At 63.6% G+C, this 14,211-nt stretch carries 24 protein-coding genes; 7 read left to right on the forward strand and 17 right to left on the reverse strand.

What is annotated here, in order from left to right; translation table 11 throughout:
* The first annotated feature begins 362 nt into the window (after positions 1 to 362).
* Positions 363 to 1,175, forward strand: a complete 813-nt coding sequence (locus ACODS1_RS00170; RefSeq protein ID WP_489084049.1) for a site-specific integrase — start codon at positions 363 to 365, stop codon at positions 1,173 to 1,175.
* Here ACODS1_RS00170 and ACODS1_RS00175 read toward each other — a convergent pair whose 3' ends face one another.
* The 17 genes from ACODS1_RS00175 to ACODS1_RS00255 all read right to left on the reverse strand — a co-directional run bounded on the left by ACODS1_RS00175 (position 1,176) and on the right by ACODS1_RS00255 (position 9,832).
* Entirely contained in the window at positions 1,176 to 1,499 is a 324-nt protein-coding gene (locus tag ACODS1_RS00175; RefSeq protein WP_489084050.1) for a hypothetical protein, read from the reverse strand. It abuts the gene before it with no gap.
* Complete coding sequence (locus ACODS1_RS00180) at positions 1,496 to 2,566, reverse strand: phosphoadenosine phosphosulfate reductase domain-containing protein (protein ID WP_489084051.1); 1,071 nt, start codon at positions 2,564 to 2,566, stop codon at positions 1,496 to 1,498. The genes ACODS1_RS00175 and ACODS1_RS00180 overlap by 4 nt, the downstream gene beginning before the upstream one ends.
* Positions 2,563 to 3,513, reverse strand: a complete 951-nt coding sequence (locus ACODS1_RS00185; RefSeq protein WP_489084052.1) for a hypothetical protein — start codon at positions 3,511 to 3,513, stop codon at positions 2,563 to 2,565. The genes ACODS1_RS00180 and ACODS1_RS00185 overlap by 4 nt, the downstream gene beginning before the upstream one ends.
* Entirely contained in the window at positions 3,510 to 3,977 is a 468-nt protein-coding gene (locus tag ACODS1_RS00190) for a hypothetical protein (protein ID WP_489084053.1), read from the reverse strand. The genes ACODS1_RS00185 and ACODS1_RS00190 overlap by 4 nt, the downstream gene beginning before the upstream one ends.
* Positions 3,974 to 4,519, reverse strand: coding sequence for a phosphohydrolase (locus ACODS1_RS00195; RefSeq protein ID WP_489084054.1), 546 nt, complete (start codon positions 4,517 to 4,519; stop codon positions 3,974 to 3,976). The genes ACODS1_RS00190 and ACODS1_RS00195 overlap by 4 nt, the downstream gene beginning before the upstream one ends.
* Positions 4,516 to 5,187: a hypothetical protein gene (locus ACODS1_RS00200; protein ID WP_489084055.1), complete on the reverse strand. Its 672-nt coding sequence runs from the start codon at positions 5,185 to 5,187 to the stop codon at positions 4,516 to 4,518. The genes ACODS1_RS00195 and ACODS1_RS00200 overlap by 4 nt, the downstream gene beginning before the upstream one ends.
* A 69-nt stretch (positions 5,188 to 5,256) precedes the next feature.
* Positions 5,257 to 5,451, reverse strand: a complete 195-nt coding sequence (locus tag ACODS1_RS00205) for a hypothetical protein (RefSeq protein WP_489084056.1) — start codon at positions 5,449 to 5,451, stop codon at positions 5,257 to 5,259.
* A 1-nt stretch (position 5,452) separates the two neighbouring features.
* The gene (locus ACODS1_RS00210) at positions 5,453 to 5,623 is read right to left on the reverse strand and encodes a glyoxalase superfamily protein (protein ID WP_489084057.1); all 171 of its coding nucleotides are present in this window, start codon (positions 5,621 to 5,623) and stop codon (positions 5,453 to 5,455) included.
* A 3-nt stretch (positions 5,624 to 5,626) separates the two neighbouring features.
* Positions 5,627 to 5,950, reverse strand: coding sequence for a pyocin activator PrtN family protein (locus ACODS1_RS00215; RefSeq protein WP_489084058.1), 324 nt, complete (start codon positions 5,948 to 5,950; stop codon positions 5,627 to 5,629).
* Positions 5,947 to 6,402 (reverse strand): hypothetical protein, encoded by a 456-nt coding sequence (locus ACODS1_RS00220; RefSeq protein WP_489084059.1) that lies wholly within the window; start codon positions 6,400 to 6,402, stop codon positions 5,947 to 5,949. Before ACODS1_RS00220 ends, ACODS1_RS00215 begins: the two co-directional genes overlap by 4 nt.
* Positions 6,399 to 6,605, reverse strand: coding sequence for a hypothetical protein (locus ACODS1_RS00225; RefSeq protein ID WP_489084060.1), 207 nt, complete (start codon positions 6,603 to 6,605; stop codon positions 6,399 to 6,401). Before ACODS1_RS00225 ends, ACODS1_RS00220 begins: the two co-directional genes overlap by 4 nt.
* Positions 6,595 to 6,885: a DNA-binding protein gene (locus tag ACODS1_RS00230; RefSeq protein ID WP_489084061.1), complete on the reverse strand. Its 291-nt coding sequence runs from the start codon at positions 6,883 to 6,885 to the stop codon at positions 6,595 to 6,597. Before ACODS1_RS00230 ends, ACODS1_RS00225 begins: the two co-directional genes overlap by 11 nt.
* A gap of 12 nt (positions 6,886 to 6,897) precedes the next feature.
* Positions 6,898 to 7,497 (reverse strand): hypothetical protein, encoded by a 600-nt coding sequence (locus tag ACODS1_RS00235; RefSeq protein WP_489084062.1) that lies wholly within the window; start codon positions 7,495 to 7,497, stop codon positions 6,898 to 6,900.
* The gene (locus ACODS1_RS00240) at positions 7,494 to 7,772 is read right to left on the reverse strand and encodes a hypothetical protein (RefSeq protein ID WP_489084063.1); all 279 of its coding nucleotides are present in this window, start codon (positions 7,770 to 7,772) and stop codon (positions 7,494 to 7,496) included. Before ACODS1_RS00240 ends, ACODS1_RS00235 begins: the two co-directional genes overlap by 4 nt.
* Positions 7,769 to 8,614, reverse strand: a complete 846-nt coding sequence (locus tag ACODS1_RS00245; RefSeq protein ID WP_489084064.1) for a BRO-N domain-containing protein — start codon at positions 8,612 to 8,614, stop codon at positions 7,769 to 7,771. The genes ACODS1_RS00240 and ACODS1_RS00245 overlap by 4 nt, the downstream gene beginning before the upstream one ends.
* Positions 8,614 to 8,787, reverse strand: a complete 174-nt coding sequence (locus tag ACODS1_RS00250) for a hypothetical protein (RefSeq protein WP_489084065.1) — start codon at positions 8,785 to 8,787, stop codon at positions 8,614 to 8,616. The genes ACODS1_RS00245 and ACODS1_RS00250 overlap by 1 nt, the downstream gene beginning before the upstream one ends.
* Positions 8,788 to 8,860: 73 nt before the next feature.
* Positions 8,861 to 9,832 (reverse strand): XRE family transcriptional regulator, encoded by a 972-nt coding sequence (locus ACODS1_RS00255; RefSeq protein ID WP_489084066.1) that lies wholly within the window; start codon positions 9,830 to 9,832, stop codon positions 8,861 to 8,863.
* Between ACODS1_RS00255 and ACODS1_RS00260 the strand changes: the two genes are divergently transcribed.
* The 6 genes from ACODS1_RS00260 (at position 9,737) to ACODS1_RS00285 (ending at position 14,138) form a co-directional block, all read left to right on the forward strand.
* Complete coding sequence (locus tag ACODS1_RS00260; RefSeq protein ID WP_489084067.1) at positions 9,737 to 9,979, forward strand: transcriptional regulator; 243 nt, start codon at positions 9,737 to 9,739, stop codon at positions 9,977 to 9,979. The two genes, ACODS1_RS00255 and ACODS1_RS00260, sit on opposite strands and share 96 nt — an antisense overlap.
* 368 nt (positions 9,980 to 10,347) lie before the next feature.
* Positions 10,348 to 10,860, forward strand: coding sequence for a phage regulatory CII family protein (locus ACODS1_RS00265; RefSeq protein ID WP_489084068.1), 513 nt, complete (start codon positions 10,348 to 10,350; stop codon positions 10,858 to 10,860).
* Complete coding sequence (locus ACODS1_RS00270) at positions 10,853 to 11,068, forward strand: TraR/DksA C4-type zinc finger protein (RefSeq protein ID WP_489084069.1); 216 nt, start codon at positions 10,853 to 10,855, stop codon at positions 11,066 to 11,068. Before ACODS1_RS00265 ends, ACODS1_RS00270 begins: the two co-directional genes overlap by 8 nt.
* Before the next feature lie 14 nt (positions 11,069 to 11,082).
* Entirely contained in the window at positions 11,083 to 11,343 is a 261-nt protein-coding gene (locus ACODS1_RS00275) for a hypothetical protein (RefSeq protein ID WP_489084070.1), read from the forward strand.
* Between the two features lie 183 nt (positions 11,344 to 11,526).
* Positions 11,527 to 13,767 carry a virulence-associated E family protein gene (locus ACODS1_RS00280; RefSeq protein ID WP_489084071.1) on the forward strand — a complete coding sequence of 747 codons (2,241 nt, stop codon included), beginning with the start codon at positions 11,527 to 11,529 and terminating at the stop codon, positions 13,765 to 13,767.
* Entirely contained in the window at positions 13,764 to 14,138 is a 375-nt protein-coding gene (locus ACODS1_RS00285) for a PA0613 family protein (protein ID WP_489084072.1), read from the forward strand. The genes ACODS1_RS00280 and ACODS1_RS00285 overlap by 4 nt, the downstream gene beginning before the upstream one ends.
* Positions 14,139 to 14,211: the final 73 nt, after the last annotated feature.

Genomic DNA, 14,211 nt, shown 5'->3' on the forward strand with positions numbered 1-14,211 from the left:
ATGGTGCCCCGGGGGAGACTCTCGCCGAAGCGGGCAGCATTGTGCATTTAATGGCATTTGCGTGCAAGTGCCGTTTTACAGGGCTTGCGGGCGTTTACGCATTCGGCAGGCATGGTCAGTTAGCGTCAGTTGCGTGCTACTGTTTACGCCATTTTTACGCCAAGGGGGCTGTGGGCGTGGCGTCATTTAGGAAGCGTAGCGGCGGCTGGCGGGCCGAGGTTGCGAAGCGGGGGATTCGGGACTCGGCGACGTTCCCGACCAAGGCGGAAGCGCAGGCATGGGCGACTCAGCGTGAAGCGGAAATTCTGTCCGGTGTGGCCGGGCATTCGGCTGGTGTCAATTCGAGTCTTTCAGATGCACTCATGCGTTACAAGCGCGAGGTTAGCCCGACGAAGGCGGGCCAGCGCTGGGAAGAGGTTCGCCTCGAAAAGCTGAACAACGAGCTGCCCTTTGTAGGCGAGCGTATCGGCGACGTGACGGTCGACCAGATTGCCGAATGGCGTGATGCCCAGCTCAAGGTATTGAAGGCGCCGAGCGTGCGCCGGGAAATGACGCTGCTGTCGTCGGTGTTCGAGATTGCGAAGCGGGAATGGCGGTGGTGCAAGGCCAATCCAGTGCGTGAGGTGAAGCGCCCTGGGAACGGTCGACCTCGTGATCGGCGCGTCAGTGCGGATGAAGAGCGTCAGCTGATCGACCGGTTCGGCTATGTCGAGGGGCAGTATCCGGCGACGCTGCTGCAGGAACTGGCGTATGCCTTCCTGATCGCGCTGGAGACGGCGATGCGGCAGGGGGAGATTCTATCCCTGACCAAGAACGCCACGTTCCTGCGGCAGCGCTTCGTGCGGCTGGATGTGACTAAGAACGGGGACAGCCGCGATGTGCCACTGAGCCGTCGCGCGGTCGAGCTGCTGGAGGTGCTGGTAAAGGGTGCTGGCGAGGGCGGCGATCTGTTCAGGCTGCGAAGCGCTACGGCCGATGCGATGTTCAGGCGGGTGCGTGATGAATTGGGGATTGTGGATCTGCGTTTCCATGACACGCGGCACGAGGCGACCACGCGACTTGCCAGGAAGCTCGATGTGCTCGACCTGGCGCGGATGACGGGCCACCGTGACCCGCGTTCGTTGATGGTTTATTACAACGCCACGGCCACCGAGGTGGCCGGGCGGTTGGACTGATCAGGCAGCGCGTCGGCCTGGGCGGGGAGTGGGCAGCTTCGAGCGGTTCTTGCGTGCCCAGTCGATGACCTCGGCCGCAAACCAACGCTTGGCCGCGCGCTTGCCGGTGAGGCACGGCTGCAGCGGTGTCGGGAAGTCGGGCCGGGTTACGACGCGGCGCTCTGTGCTGTCGGCTGACAGCTTTAGATAGCTGGCAATGTCGTCGCACGTCCACAGCTCGTCCTGTGGCATCACGCGCGGGGCGCTGAGTTGGACGACAAGGGCTTTCAGTGCGCTGACCAGCTCGGCCTGATCCTCGGGCAGTTGGTTGATCGGGTCGTTCATGCTGCCTCCTCGATCTTCACCGGCTGCCAGTCGCTGTCGCACAGGCCGTAGGCGCTGCTGCAGGCGGTGGCGTCGGCTTCGCCGTCGCTGGCGATCAGGTCGTATTGGATGCCGCCGCGTGTGGTGCGCGACCACTCAACGGCCTGGCGGATGTTGGCGATATCGACGATCTGCTGAGCGTTCATATCCTTGATTGAGCCCTGCTGGTGCTTGGCATTGGCGCCGGCAAAGAAGGTGGCGCCTTGTCGCTTGCTTGCCTGGCGCACGAGGTTTTCCCAGTGCTCGATGCGGTCGATGACCTCGGGCCAGCGCGCAGCGATTTCTCGCAACTCGCCCTTGCGGCAGTTGATGCAGGGCATGCAGCCGACGCGGCCGGCGCCGAGGGTGTAAAGCGGGTTTGGCTTGATGCCCATGTGGCGGTGGGCCTCGAATACGCCGGCTACATCCCATTTGAGGATCGGGCGGTAGTTGTAGAGCCCGCCGCCCACTTCGTCGCACTCGGCTAGGTAGCGGCGCACGTCGGATTCGTCGCGGCGGACACCTTGCCAGCTCAAGATCATGTTCTGGCCGTCCATCAGCGGCAGCATGACCTGTTCAATGATGACGTTGCGCTTGAGTTCTTCCGTGCAGAACTGCGCTTTACGGCTAGGGAATCGGCCTTTCCAAAGGCACAGGTCAAGGAACGGGATGCCGGTCGGCTGGAGCACCTGCAGGGCGGCTTCGACGATGCTTTCCGCCACGCCTTGGGTGCGCCATTTTGTGGCGATGAACTCGCGTTTGCGGGCGATCTGGCGAGAGAAGTCCGCGCGGCGGCGTTCAATCTTTACGCCCGTGGCTTGCTCCAGATAGTCGATGTACTCCAGCGTAAGGTCGTGCTCGTTGCCAGTGTCCGCGAACACGGCGCGCAGGTTCGGCGCGCCCTGGGCGATGGCCAGCAGCAGGAGGGCGGTGGAGTCCTTGCCGCCCGAGACGCTAACGATGTTGTGCTGTTCGCCCAGCAGGATCTCGGTCGGGTGGAATGGCCAGCGGATCGCGCGGGCCAGGTCGATTTGGGTTAGGGCGGTCATGCTGCACTCCGCTGGACATGGTGGCAGGGTGCCGGCAAGCTCGGCCGATGTTCTTGAGCGTTGAGGTGATAGGGATGTGGTACGAGCGCTGTTGGCGATGGGTAAGGGAGCACCTGACGATTACGGTGCCGGGGGCTGTCCTGATCTTTGCGGCCACCTACATAGTTATGCTGGCTGTAAATGCCGGCGAGGTAGGGGCGGCCTGGGTGCAGGCCATCGGCTCTATCGCAGCAATCTTGGCGGCGGTGTGGATCTCGCACGAAGAGCGCCGGCAGAATGATGAGAAAGCTAGAGAGCGAACGCTCGTATTGCTTGGCTTGTTCAAGTCCCTTGCCGAGCGTGCTGGCGACTTGAGTTCTAAGGTCTACGATCAGCAACCGCCGGATAGCGCCGAAGATCGTCAGGTAAGGCTCAAAGCGATCAGTCGAATAGGAAGCGTCATAAGTGGGCAGCTCGGGCAAATTGACGTGACAGAGTTCCCTAATCACTCGATTGCGGACGAGTACCTGAAGCTCTGTGCAAGCATGGTGGACCTCGATTATTTCTTGGCTCGGGTCATTGGTGGTGACGAGGGCATATTTAATGTCGGTGTCTTGCAGTTCGCCGTAATGCAGGTCAAGAAAGCGGCTGACCGCAGTGTAAGAGCTGTCGATACCTATCTGGCATGATTGCCCATACCCCTCGACAAGCTGCGCGTGCGGGCGGTTTTGAGAGCGGAGCGATGGGCTCAACTCGCGGGCGCGGCGCACGCCTGCCTTGGGGTGTAAAGCGGCTGCGCCGCTGGTGGGCAGGGTTGGGGAATATGTCGCGCCTTCGGCGCGGCGGTCTATGGTTCCGCGCGCGTCCTGCTGGCGACCGGCGGGCACGGTGCCTGCCGGGTGCTGCGGTGCACGGTCGCCGCCGCGCTGGGGCGCGGCAATGACGTTGGTGTTGGCGGACAGGGTCATTCCTCGGCGCCTCCTGCGTGCTGGTTGAGCCCTTCGGGCGAGCCGGATTGCAGGCGGTCGATGGCCTTGCGCGCGGCCTCTGCTGGTGTGCTGCCGTCTGCCTCTGCTATCGGCTCAGGCTCTTCGCCGAATACGGCGGCATGCCATGGCCCTTCGTACTCGGGTGTCAGCGCGATGCGGTACTGCTGCAGGAGTTGGTCAAGGTTCTGGCCATCCAGCATCGGCAGCCACCCCAGCGGCGTGCCGAGCCCATCGGTGAACTCGTCGTGTGTCCAGTTCCAGCCCACAAACTGCCAGCGGTCTACGCGGTCGTTCTGGAAGTTGTTCTGGCCGATGGTGGCAAAAGGTTCGTCGCCATCGTCAATCGCGTTCTCTTCAAATTGCACCAGCAAGCGGACAAGCTGCCCGTCTTTGGGTGCGGATTCCATGGGTAGCCAGGGTTCTGGCAATGGTTGCTTGCTCATGCTGCAGCCCTCGCGCGGTGGGTGGTGGCCAGCAGCTCCATCAGGCGGTTGAAGTAGGCCTGGCAGGCCTCGGCCTGGGGCATGGGCTTGATGCGGAACTGGGCGGGGTGGGTGCCGATCAGGCAGGGCCAGGCGTCCGGGTGGTCGGCCATCAGGTCGCGCTTTTCGGTGGCGAGGGCGATCAGATCCGCGTCGTGCACGCAGGGCGGCAGCACGGGGTCGATGTCGAAGCGGTGGCAGATGGCGTGCCATACGGCCATTTCGATCTGGCGGTATTCGGGCAGGGCCTGTTTCAGTGGGGTGACCAGATCGCCGACGTAGGCCTCGGTGGCGTCGTGCAGCAGCGCCTCAAGCTGGTACTGCGCGGGCACCAGCTCGACGACAACGAGGCAGTGCTGGGCGACGCTGTAGAAGGCTTTGCCGTGGCCGTTGAAGCGGCACTGCATGCTGAGTGCCCATGCAATGTCGGTGGGGTCGATCATGTGGGCGGCGGGTTCGAGCAGGTCGAAGCGTTTGCCGCTGCGGGTGATGATCCAGCTCATGCGGCTTGCTCCTGTGCTTCGTCGTCGTGGTCGTCTACGAACTCGTTCGCCTGACGATCCAGCTCGTCCCGGTAATGGCGGATGGTTTCGCGCATGGTTGCGCCCGCATGTGGGTGATCCATGTCTGGCAACTCGATGTGGCCTTGGCCGGCTGGGCCTTTCAGGTTTGCAACGGTGGACAGGAAGTCGATCAGCTCGCTGTCCGGGTGGGGCTTGGTGTTGGCAGCGGCGATCTTGAGGCGGTCGGCCATGTCGATTACCTGTGCCATGAGTTCGCGGCTGGTTCGGGCGTGCTCATGCGCGCGGATGCCGGCGAAGGTGCTGCTGGCCAGCATGAGCTTGTCGGCGGTTGCCAGTAGCGCGGCCTGATCCTGTTCGGTCAGTGGTGCGGCTGCGGCCAGGCGCTGGAGTAGGTCGCGCTCGATGTGCTGCATGCTCTCGCGCAGGCTGGCCGTCTCGCGGGTGCGGATGTCCAGCAGGTCGCGGGCCGAATGGAGGTCATCGCGGATGCTGACGACGATGGCTTTCCAGTATTCCTTGGCGGTGGTGCGACCGAGTTCGTAGCCGGCCGCTTTGCCGGTGCGCAGGCCGATGCAGTAGAAGACGATGCCTGCGAAGGCGGCGACGGTGAGCATGGCGAACAGGCCATAGATTTGCGGTGTGGTCATGGTGGTGCTCCAGTTGTCCGCGTGCTGGTGGTGGGCAGCAGGGGCGGTGGTTTGGTGGGTTTGGGTGGATCAGTCGTCGTCTGGATCTGGTGGATCTGCCAGGCCTGCCATCAACTTGGCGGCGTAGGCGCTATGGCCTTCCTCGCGCAGGATGTCGTAGCGGTGCCAGTCTTCGCAGGCTGCGACGTGTTCCTGGCAGAGCCCGATTTCTCTGTGGTCGGCTTCGCCGAGTTCGGCGCGGCACTCGCGGCAGTAGCTGTACATGTCAACCGGCCTTCGCTTGTTTATGGGCAGCCTGCAGGCTGGCGTAGGTCTTGAAGCCGTGGTTGCGTGCAATGGCCTCCAGCGCCTGCATGTGGGTGAGTTCGGTGGCCTTGCGGAGCTGCTTGGCCTGCTTCTTGATACGGTCGATGCTGGGTAGCGTGTTGGCTTGCATGGCTTAGTTCTCCTGTTCACTGCCCAGCGCCTTGGCCAGGGCGTTGTCCGCCAGGCCGGCGCGTTGCTCGATGTGGGCGGCGAGGTGGTGGATCTCGATGTAGCGCAGGGCCTTGCTGCTGTCCTGCAGGGTGGTGACCGGCAGGGGGATGGCTGCGGTGCCGACCTGGCGCCCGAATCGATCTTCGTTGAGGTTGCGGAACAGTTCGGCGCGCAGGGCTTCCAGCGGGATCAGCACGGTGCCGAACATGCGAAAGAGCATGTCGACGGTGCTGGCCTTGGGGGCGGGCTGCAGGCGCAACGGCTGCTGTTGGTCGTGCTGGCTCATGCGCTGCGGGCCTCACGCGGGAGCAGGCGCAGCGGGTTCTTGTTGGGGTGGCGGGGCTTGGGTTTGGCCTGGCCGATGTTGATGCCGTGCGCGGCGATGGCCTGGTTGAGGTGTGCGAGAACGCCCTGCGCGGTGCGGCCCCAGCCGGTAAAGCGGATGTCGGCTCGGCCTGTGGCTTCGATGTAGGCGAACAGCTCGATGCCGTCGACGTCGCTGCCGAGGCGCAAGGATGTGCGGTGTTTGAAGCCCTCGCCGAGCTGGGCGGTGAGGCGGGCCACGGCGCCTTCCAGCTGCATGTGTTGCAACTGCAGGTCAGTGGCCTGGCCCAGGCGCAGGCCGGCGGCGGTGGCTGCCAGGTGCAGGGCGCTGCTGATCACTTCGGTGGTGCGCTGTGCTTCGGGCAGGCGCAGCAGATCGAGCAGGGTGTCGTCGAGTAGTTTGATGTCTTTCATTGGTGTCTCCGGGCTGGATGGTTCCAGGCGATTCGGCCCATGGTGCGTACCAGTGCGCGCAGGTGCTCGGGCACGTGGTTTTCGATGGCGGCTTTGCGCTCGTCGTGGGTTGGCAGCTTGATGATCACGGCCACCCACTGGCGGGCGTTCTGCGGGGTGATGCGCTGGCCGTCTTCGGTGGTGTATTTGAGGTCAGGCGACATCGCGCGGATCCTGCTTGGGTTCGGGCAGTTCGGTGATGCCGAGTTGCAGGCTCAGCCAGGGCAGGGAGCCCGCGCGGATGCGGGTGCTCTGGCTGTACTGCATGCCCAGCTCTGGGTGGTACCAACTGCCGTCCTTGGTGATCAGGTGGGCGCCGTCCCGCACGGGGCGGGCTGGCAGGTTCTTGTCGTTGAGCAGGCCGGCCGCCTGCATGGCCGAGATCAGCTTGGGGCGGGTGAGGCCGAGGCGCTTGGCGGCTTCCTGCAGGGTGAGTTGTTTCATGGCTGCTGCCTCCTACGCTGCCGCGCGCTGGGGCGTGGCGATGATGTGCAGGTGCTCGATGCTGATCAGCAGGCGCTTGAGGCATTCGCGCTGGTCGCCGCGCACGGTGAAGCAGGACGTGCGAGGCCGAGCGTTGCCGATGCTGACGATTGCGGTGATGCCATCGGCTGGGCGAGTGCGGTGCACGGCAACGTGAATCGGGTGCTCGTGCCCGGTTTCGAGGCTGGCGAAGCCGCCGTGGCGAACCATGTGCTTGAGCCGGCCTAGCTGGGTGTCATCCAGCAGGGCGGGGGGCTCGGGCAGCAGTGGCTGGCGGGTGACGCGGGGCGGTGCCAGCTCGCCGCCGTCTACGCGCCCGTTGGCGATGGCGTCGATGAAGTCGGCGACCTGCAGGTGCTTTTCGGGGTTGTCCGTCTGTACGTCGATGCTGTGCGCCTGGTCGCCCATTTCGATGCGGATGGCGGTGCGGAACTGGCCGCGCTCGACGTTGACGCGAAAGCGCACTTGATCGCGGCTGTAGGGCAGGCGCGTGACAGTGTGGTTGAAGGTGCCGGACATGTTGAGCTGGGCCTGCAGGCGCAGCAGGTTGTCTTCGGGGAGGGCGAAGTTCATGCGGCCACCTCCTGCCTGGCTTTCTGGCGGGCAGCGGCGGCAATGGCCGACAGTTCTGCGCTGCGTTGCGCGCTGGCATTGAGCGCCAGGTCATGCAGGTTACTGCTGGCCTCAATAGTGATCGCGCCTAAGGTGGCGGCGGCGCCGATCATCCCGAGAGCGATGTAAAACTCTGCGGTGACATCTTCAGGGTTGCGGCCTTGGCGGACTTTGTTCAGCGTGCTAGTCAGCCGCGCGCGTAGGTATTGGAGGTTGTCGCTGTACTGGGTTTTCATGCGGCGGCCTCCAGCGTTAGGGCAGGTTGCTTGAGCACGTAGACGTAAGGGCGGACACCATTGCGCTCTGCGCTTGCCATCCGGCGCCGTTGGTAGCCCAGCAACTGCATGCTTTGTCCAACTGCCATTTGAGTGGCCTTGTCGAGCTGTAGGCCCATGGCCTCAATCAGTTGCTGTGTGGTTACGCCTTGCGGCCAGTCGTTGGCGGCGAGGTGGGCGCGCAGGTTCTGCTGTAGCTCGTAGTGCTTGCGCTGCGAGGTCGGCATGTCCGGCCCGTCGAGCCATTCGGAAGCGCCCAGCTCGGCAGCCAGGTCGATGCCGGTGGCGCGCTCTGCCGCCTGGTTGGCACGGGTGGCGGCCAGGCGGCGAGCCATGCCCATGCTGCGGGCGGTGGTGAACAGCGCGCGGAATACTCGACCGGCGCTGACGATCTGGTCGGCCTCGACGTGTGCCGACATGGGCGCGTCTGCCGGCTCGACCGGCTCGGCGGTGGGCATAACGTAGGCGCCGTGCTTGCGAAGGGCGGGCAGTACTTGGCTGGTCAGCCACTTGCGAAAACGGTGGGCCGCAGAGCCTGGGGAAACCGCATCTCGGCTGCGCAGAATCAGGGTGTAAAGCCCGGACTCATTGATGACTTGAAGTGTCTGGCTGCCGCCCGGGGTCTGCACAATTGACAGACCCTTTTCGTCGGCGTCGAGGGGGCCGGTTGAACCGGCTCCCCCTGTTTTCCAGGCCATGCCAAGGGCGGATACAACATCACGGGCTACGAACCACGGCTCGCCCTGGATCATCAGCACGCGCACTTCATTGCCTTCAAAGGCGTATTGGATGGGCAAAGTCATCAGGCAGCCCTCCCGCCGTCGTTCGGGTCGAAGGGCGCTGGGGCGCGGCGGGGCTGCAGCTTGGGTTTGCCGCCATTGATGACGACAAGCAGGCCGGTTTCGGCCTGCAGGCGCTCGATCAGGCGGCGGTTAGAGGTGCACGCCGGGTGGACGTGCAGGGTGGCGGTTCGCATGGTTTACCTCGGCTCTGTGGTGGAGAGATGAGGCAATAAACCATGTGTATATTTTCAGGTCAATACAAATTGTTTATTTGAGTAGGTTGAGCTGCCCTTTTCGCCGTACTGTCGACCACCAGAAGACCCAGCCTAGGATCTTGATGGACTGAGCCTCTATCTGGCTGCGGCTGTATTCTTCGTCGGGGTACTCGTCGGAGTTGTAGCTTCTAAATCTGATCCCGCCGCCCGGCAGCCGGTACAAGAACTTCACGCGCAGCATCCCGTCATGATCGATCGCGTAAATTTCGCTATCGACGATAGCGGTGCTGCTGGTGTCGATACCGATCGTGGCGCCAGGGATGATAAGCGGTGCCATGCTGGTGCCTGTCAGCGTTGCGCAGACTGCGGCGGCTGGGTCTACGCCTGCGGCTCGCAAGGTTGCATGCGAAAAGCGGAGCTTTCGTCCGGGCACTTCTTGAACTGCGGTGTTGCCGCTACCCGCTGCGAGTTCTACTTCCTTGTACAAGGGCAGTTCTACCTCGTCATCATCCAGTGGTGTTGAATCGTCCCAGGGGTGCAAGGGCTCAAGAATGATGCCGCCCCTCGATGCGCGCCCATGCGCGGTGATTGCATGCACATCTTCGGCTTTATACACGCCCTCATAAACCGTACCGGCTTCGTCGGCAGGTGGAGGCGTCCCATCGAACAGCCAGCGGGCGTTTACGTGCAGAGCGTCGGCCACCTCGAAGATAAACTCCTTGGGGATGCCTCGGCGGAACCAATGATTCAGTCGTTGTGGGTCAACACCTAATGCCGCTGCAAAGGTGGTGTATGCGGTGCTGCGCTCATCAAGGATGTCGCGCAGTCTTTTGCCAGATTCGTCCATAGCCAAGAAGTTTATTCCTGTAGACAGAGTGTTTGAATATCCGTATTGTTCATTTCGGTCAGACAAATAACCGGTATGTTTATGGAAGCTCAAGCTCTCGAAAGGGCGATCAAGGCTGTCGGAACTATCGTCGCCTTCGCTCAGAAAGTAGGGGTCACCCCTCAAGTCGTTAACCATTGGAAGCGTCGTGGCGTGCCTGCTCAGCGCGTGCCCTCTGTCGTCCGGGCCTGTGATGGGGCAGTCAAGCCCTATGAGCTGCGGCCTGATCTACCAGACCTTTTCCCATCGCCTGATTCTGATGGGGCGGTTGCGCAAGCCGCTTAGAAAAAAGGCGCCGTGAGGCGCCTCGTTCCCCGGCCGGGCAGATGCCTGGGCCGTACTCGGGCACGGATGCCCAAGCTGCCTGCTTCTCCACCACAGATACACAGGCTTTGCGTGACCACCAAACCAGGGGAGCCACGGCGCGACTATAGCAACACGGTTGCGCTGTGACGATGGCAGCTTTGCTGTAGCGCTGCCATGCCAAGGCGCATGCCACCACCATGTGCCAAGCCCGGGCGGGGATGCTCGGGGTTGCCTGCCGCTGCCACCACCAGCGGCGGGCTGTATCAGCGGGGCCTGTGCGGAGCATGGGCCTCGCTGGGGCGCTGCGGCCTGGCCGTGGCGTGTGACCACCAAACCAGGAGTTTGCTATGCCTTATCGCTCCCACTGGGGCAGCGTCGAGCGCGCGAAGCGTTCGATTCTGACCCTGCCGCAGGCGCTGCATCATGCGGCGCACGATTACCCCGGCGGCGCGACCGCTATCGCTGCCGTCGACGGGGTGAACCCGAATACCTTCAATCACAAGCTCTCGCTGACCAATACCACGCACACGCCGAACATCCGTGATCTGGAGCTGGTGCTCGATCTGACGCGCGATCCGCGCATTGTCGACGCGATCCTGCATCCGATTGGCTGGGTGGGGATCGATGTCAGTGGGCTGCGCGACACGGATACGCCGCAGGCGCTGCTGGCGAGCCTGGGCGACTTGCTCAAGCGCGAGGGGGAGTTGATCAACCAACTGACCAAAGCGCTTTCGGATGACCACCTTGATTGCGACGAGCTGGCCGAGTTCGAGCAGTTGGCCGAACGGTTGGTGCAGGGTGTGTTCCGGCTCGGTGCGGTGGTGCGCCGCAAGCATGAGGAGGGGCGCGCCGATGGCTGATGCTGCTGATCGTGCGGCGGATGAATACGCCGTGTATGAGAACGCTCGGGCCGCTAACCGCCAGGTGGCGGCGCCGGTGCATAGCCTGGAATGCGAGTCGTGCGGCTGCGCCATTCCACTGGCTCGCCGGCAGGCGCTGGCCGGGCGTGACTGCCTGACGTGCATCGATTGCCAATCGCTGCTGGAGCGGCGAGGGGGTGGGCGGTGAGGGCGTCCATTCGCTTGCTGCTCAAGGCCGATACCGTTGAGCAACTGGTAACCGATGAAGACCTTGATCGCGCATGGGGTAACGCCAACTTTGGCGGCATGACCAGGCGCGAGGTGATCCGGCTGGGCACGCTCAAGTGCCTGGCAGGCTGGCATCAGGGCTACACCTCGAAAACCATCTGCACTGAGCTGGGTTTGATTGATAGCCAGTACCGGGTCACGGCGAAGGGACGCGCCTATATCTGGCTTTCCTGCAAGCGCGGGGGTGATGTATGAGCGCGAGACTGAAGCCCTGCCATTGCGGCTATCAGGGCGAGCTGATGGGCATGCAGCACCAAGGCGTTTACCTCTCGCTGGCGTGCCCAGAATGCAGCCGAGAGGTTACGGCATTCACTGCGGATGGGCTTGTTGATGCGTGGAACAAGCCCGCTGATACGGGCAGCCAGCAGGAGGTAGGCAATGACTGACCGTCACGAGTTGCTAGACGACGTGCTGGCCCAGCTGCAGGACGCTGGGCTAGATCCTGACCTGCCGCTGATGCTGGATGTGCGCACGCGCTGCCGAGCTGGCGGCGACAAGGGCAAGACGAAAACCGGCTTCTATGTGATCTACGAGCACTCGAACGCCGGCCGCACCTTCTACGCGGGGGCGTTCGGCTCGTGGCGTGAGGGGGAGAAGGGCGACTTCCATAAGCTCAAGCCGGTCGGCGGGCGCATGAGTGAGGAAGACCGCAAGGTCATCAAGGCGCGTGTTGAGGCGGCGAAGGCGAAGGAAGAGGCCAAGCGCGCCGCTCGCGCAGCGGGTGCTCGGCGCCGGGCGGCACGGATGTGGGAGTCGCTGCCCGAGCGCGGACGTTGTGGATATCTGGAGCGTAAGGCGGTGCCGGCTGTCGGGCTCAAGTTCGGGCGCAAGCCTGATACCGCCCTGGTGCCGATGATGAACGTGCACGATAAGGTGGTCGGCCTGCAGGTGCTGTTCGGTACGCCGGATGCGGACGGGCTGAGCAAGCGATTTTGGCCGGCGGGTGTCGACCCGGTTGGGGCGTTCCATCTGTTGGGGCCGCACCCTGAGCCGGGTGAGCCGGTGTTGATCTGTGAGGGGTACGCGACGGCGGCCTCTGTGCACCTGGCCACTGGCTTGTGCGCCTGCGCAGCCTTCACTGCGGGCAATTTGATGCCGGTGGCCGAGGCATTGCGCGAGCGCTTCCCTGGCCGCCAGTTCCTGTTCTGCGCGGATGACGATTGGAAGACGAAGACGGCGAAGGGCGAGCCCTGGAACCCTGGCATTGAGAAGGCCGAGCACGCGGCACATGTGGTCGGCGGGCGAGTGGTTTTCCCGGTGTTCAGTGGGGAGCGTGACGACAAATGGACGGATTTCAACGACTTGCAGTTGGCCGAGGGGCTGGACGCGGTGCGGCGCCAGGTGCTGGCGGCCGTGCGCCCGCCTGCCGATGCCGAGTGGAAGGCGGCGCTGCATCGCAATGGGAAGGGCGCGCTGCTGTCGGTGGTGGCCAACGTGGTGCTGATTCTGGAGCACGACGAGCGTTGGAAGGGTGTCATCGGTGAGGATCTGTTCGCGGGGCGGACGGTGAAGCGCCGGGCCACGCCGTATGGTGGCCGTGCCGGCGAGTGGACTGACCTCGATGACACGCGTACGTCGATCTGGCTGGCCGAGCAGTACGGCTTGCAGGTGAAGTCGTTGGCGGTGCTGGAGGCGGTGGCGGTGATCGCGCATCAGAACCCGTTCCATCCGGTGCGGGATTACCTGCAGGGGTTGAAGTGGGATGGCACGCCCCGGTTGCGAACCTGGGTGCGGGATTACCTGGGCGGCGTTGCGCTGGCCGGGAACGAGGATTACCCCGGCATCATGGGTATGCGCTATCTGATTTCGGCTGTCGCCCGGGTGATGGTGCCGGGCGCGAAGGCGGACTGTGTGATCATCCTCGAAGGTGAGCAGGGGCTGAATAAGTCGTCGGCGCTGCGGGTGCTGGGCGGTGAGTGGTTCATGGATACGCCGATCCCGCTGGGGGAGAAAGAGGCGTACCAGGCGATTCAGGGTATGTGGATTATCGAGCTGGCCGAGCTGGACGCGTTCAACAAGGTTGAGAGCACGAAGGCGAAGTCGTTCTTCGGGGCCGAGGTGGACATCTTCCGGCCCAGCTATGGGCGGCGGAATATTCGCCTGCCGCGCCAGTGTGTGTTCGCCGGCTCGACGAACCAAGACGAGTACCTGCGCGACCCGACCGGGAACCGCCGTTACTGGCCGGTGCTGTGCATGAAGGTGAACCTGGCCGGCCTGCGCGAGGTGCGCGACCAGTTGTGGGCCGAGGCGTTGAAGCTGTACGAGGCCGGTGAACCTTGGTGGCCGCAGGATGACGAGAAGGCGATGTTCGAGGCCGAGCAGGATGTGCGCTTTCAGGGCGACTTTTGGGAGCCCAAGATTGTGGCCTGGCTGGAGAACAATCCTTGCGAGAACGTCAGCGGCGATGTGCTGCTTGAGAAGGCGCTGAACATCGAGGCGGGCCATTGGGGCAGGCCTGAGCAGACGCGGCTTGGGCAGATCATGCATCGGCTCAAGTGGCGTCGGCGCCGCCTGGCGCCAGCCGGACGTGGCGGGGTGCGGCCTTATGCATATGAGCGGCCAGATAGCTGGAAGAAGCCGGGCCAGATGCCGCTTGAGCAGCGGGAGCCGTTCGCATGATCAAGTACATCGACGAGGCGCTGCAGCTGTGGGCGGCCGAGCTGCATCCGCCGGATGGTGACGGGGCGATTGGGCCGGGTAGTGGGCGATGTTCGTTGGCGGCTCTGATAGACTCGCGCGGCGTGCTGATCCGTAGCACGCGCGGCAGCCGTGTGCTGCTGGAGCAGTCGGCCGAGATTGAGCTGCTGGTTAACCGGTGCTTGCCGGATAAGGAACGCCAGGTGGTGATCGAGCATTACACGAACTATGACAGCCGCGATTCGCAGAAGTGGGCGGCGTGTGGCTGTGGCCGAACGCAGTATTACGAGCGATTGCATCAGGCTCACATGAGCCTGGAGCGTGAGCTGATCAACCGGAAGCGCGCCGCATGAGGCGCGCTTTTCGTTTGTGCCTCACCTGGCCTACCGGGATTTTCAGGTGGGCAGCGCCTGAGGCCGCGTATTT

It is taken from the genome of Pseudomonas sp. FG29 (assembly GCF_057809355.1).

Coding starts and splice junctions, on each gene's coding strand:
- ACODS1_RS00185 (WP_489084052.1), bottom strand. CDS start 3,513: ATGACCCTGTCCGCCAACACCAACGTCATTGCCGCGCCCCAGCGCGGC.
- ACODS1_RS00170 (WP_489084049.1), top strand. CDS start 363: ATGCGTTACAAGCGCGAGGTTAGCCCGACGAAGGCGGGCCAGCGCTGG.
- ACODS1_RS00190 (WP_489084053.1), bottom strand. CDS start 3,977: ATGAGCAAGCAACCATTGCCAGAACCCTGGCTACCCATGGAATCCGCA.
- ACODS1_RS00270 (WP_489084069.1), top strand. CDS start 10,853: ATGGCTGATGCTGCTGATCGTGCGGCGGATGAATACGCCGTGTATGAG.
- ACODS1_RS00175 (WP_489084050.1), bottom strand. CDS start 1,499: ATGAACGACCCGATCAACCAACTGCCCGAGGATCAGGCCGAGCTGGTC.
- ACODS1_RS00260 (WP_489084067.1), top strand. CDS start 9,737: ATGGAAGCTCAAGCTCTCGAAAGGGCGATCAAGGCTGTCGGAACTATC.
- ACODS1_RS00195 (WP_489084054.1), bottom strand. CDS start 4,519: ATGAGCTGGATCATCACCCGCAGCGGCAAACGCTTCGACCTGCTCGAA.
- ACODS1_RS00250 (WP_489084065.1), bottom strand. CDS start 8,787: ATGCGAACCGCCACCCTGCACGTCCACCCGGCGTGCACCTCTAACCGC.
- ACODS1_RS00225 (WP_489084060.1), bottom strand. CDS start 6,605: ATGTCGCCTGACCTCAAATACACCACCGAAGACGGCCAGCGCATCACC.
- ACODS1_RS00255 (WP_489084066.1), bottom strand. CDS start 9,832: ATGGTTAACGACTTGAGGGGTGACCCCTACTTTCTGAGCGAAGGCGAC.
- ACODS1_RS00240 (WP_489084063.1), bottom strand. CDS start 7,772: ATGAAAACCCAGTACAGCGACAACCTCCAATACCTACGCGCGCGGCTG.
- ACODS1_RS00200 (WP_489084055.1), bottom strand. CDS start 5,187: ATGACCACACCGCAAATCTATGGCCTGTTCGCCATGCTCACCGTCGCC.
- ACODS1_RS00180 (WP_489084051.1), bottom strand. CDS start 2,566: ATGACCGCCCTAACCCAAATCGACCTGGCCCGCGCGATCCGCTGGCCA.
- ACODS1_RS00230 (WP_489084061.1), bottom strand. CDS start 6,885: ATGAAACAACTCACCCTGCAGGAAGCCGCCAAGCGCCTCGGCCTCACC.
- ACODS1_RS00245 (WP_489084064.1), bottom strand. CDS start 8,614: ATGACTTTGCCCATCCAATACGCCTTTGAAGGCAATGAAGTGCGCGTG.
- ACODS1_RS00265 (WP_489084068.1), top strand. CDS start 10,348: ATGCCTTATCGCTCCCACTGGGGCAGCGTCGAGCGCGCGAAGCGTTCG.
- ACODS1_RS00215 (WP_489084058.1), bottom strand. CDS start 5,950: ATGAGCCAGCACGACCAACAGCAGCCGTTGCGCCTGCAGCCCGCCCCC.
- ACODS1_RS00220 (WP_489084059.1), bottom strand. CDS start 6,402: ATGAAAGACATCAAACTACTCGACGACACCCTGCTCGATCTGCTGCGC.
- ACODS1_RS00210 (WP_489084057.1), bottom strand. CDS start 5,623: ATGCAAGCCAACACGCTACCCAGCATCGACCGTATCAAGAAGCAGGCC.
- ACODS1_RS00280 (WP_489084071.1), top strand. CDS start 11,527: ATGACTGACCGTCACGAGTTGCTAGACGACGTGCTGGCCCAGCTGCAG.
- ACODS1_RS00205 (WP_489084056.1), bottom strand. CDS start 5,451: ATGTACAGCTACTGCCGCGAGTGCCGCGCCGAACTCGGCGAAGCCGAC.
- ACODS1_RS00285 (WP_489084072.1), top strand. CDS start 13,764: ATGATCAAGTACATCGACGAGGCGCTGCAGCTGTGGGCGGCCGAGCTG.
- ACODS1_RS00235 (WP_489084062.1), bottom strand. CDS start 7,497: ATGAACTTCGCCCTCCCCGAAGACAACCTGCTGCGCCTGCAGGCCCAG.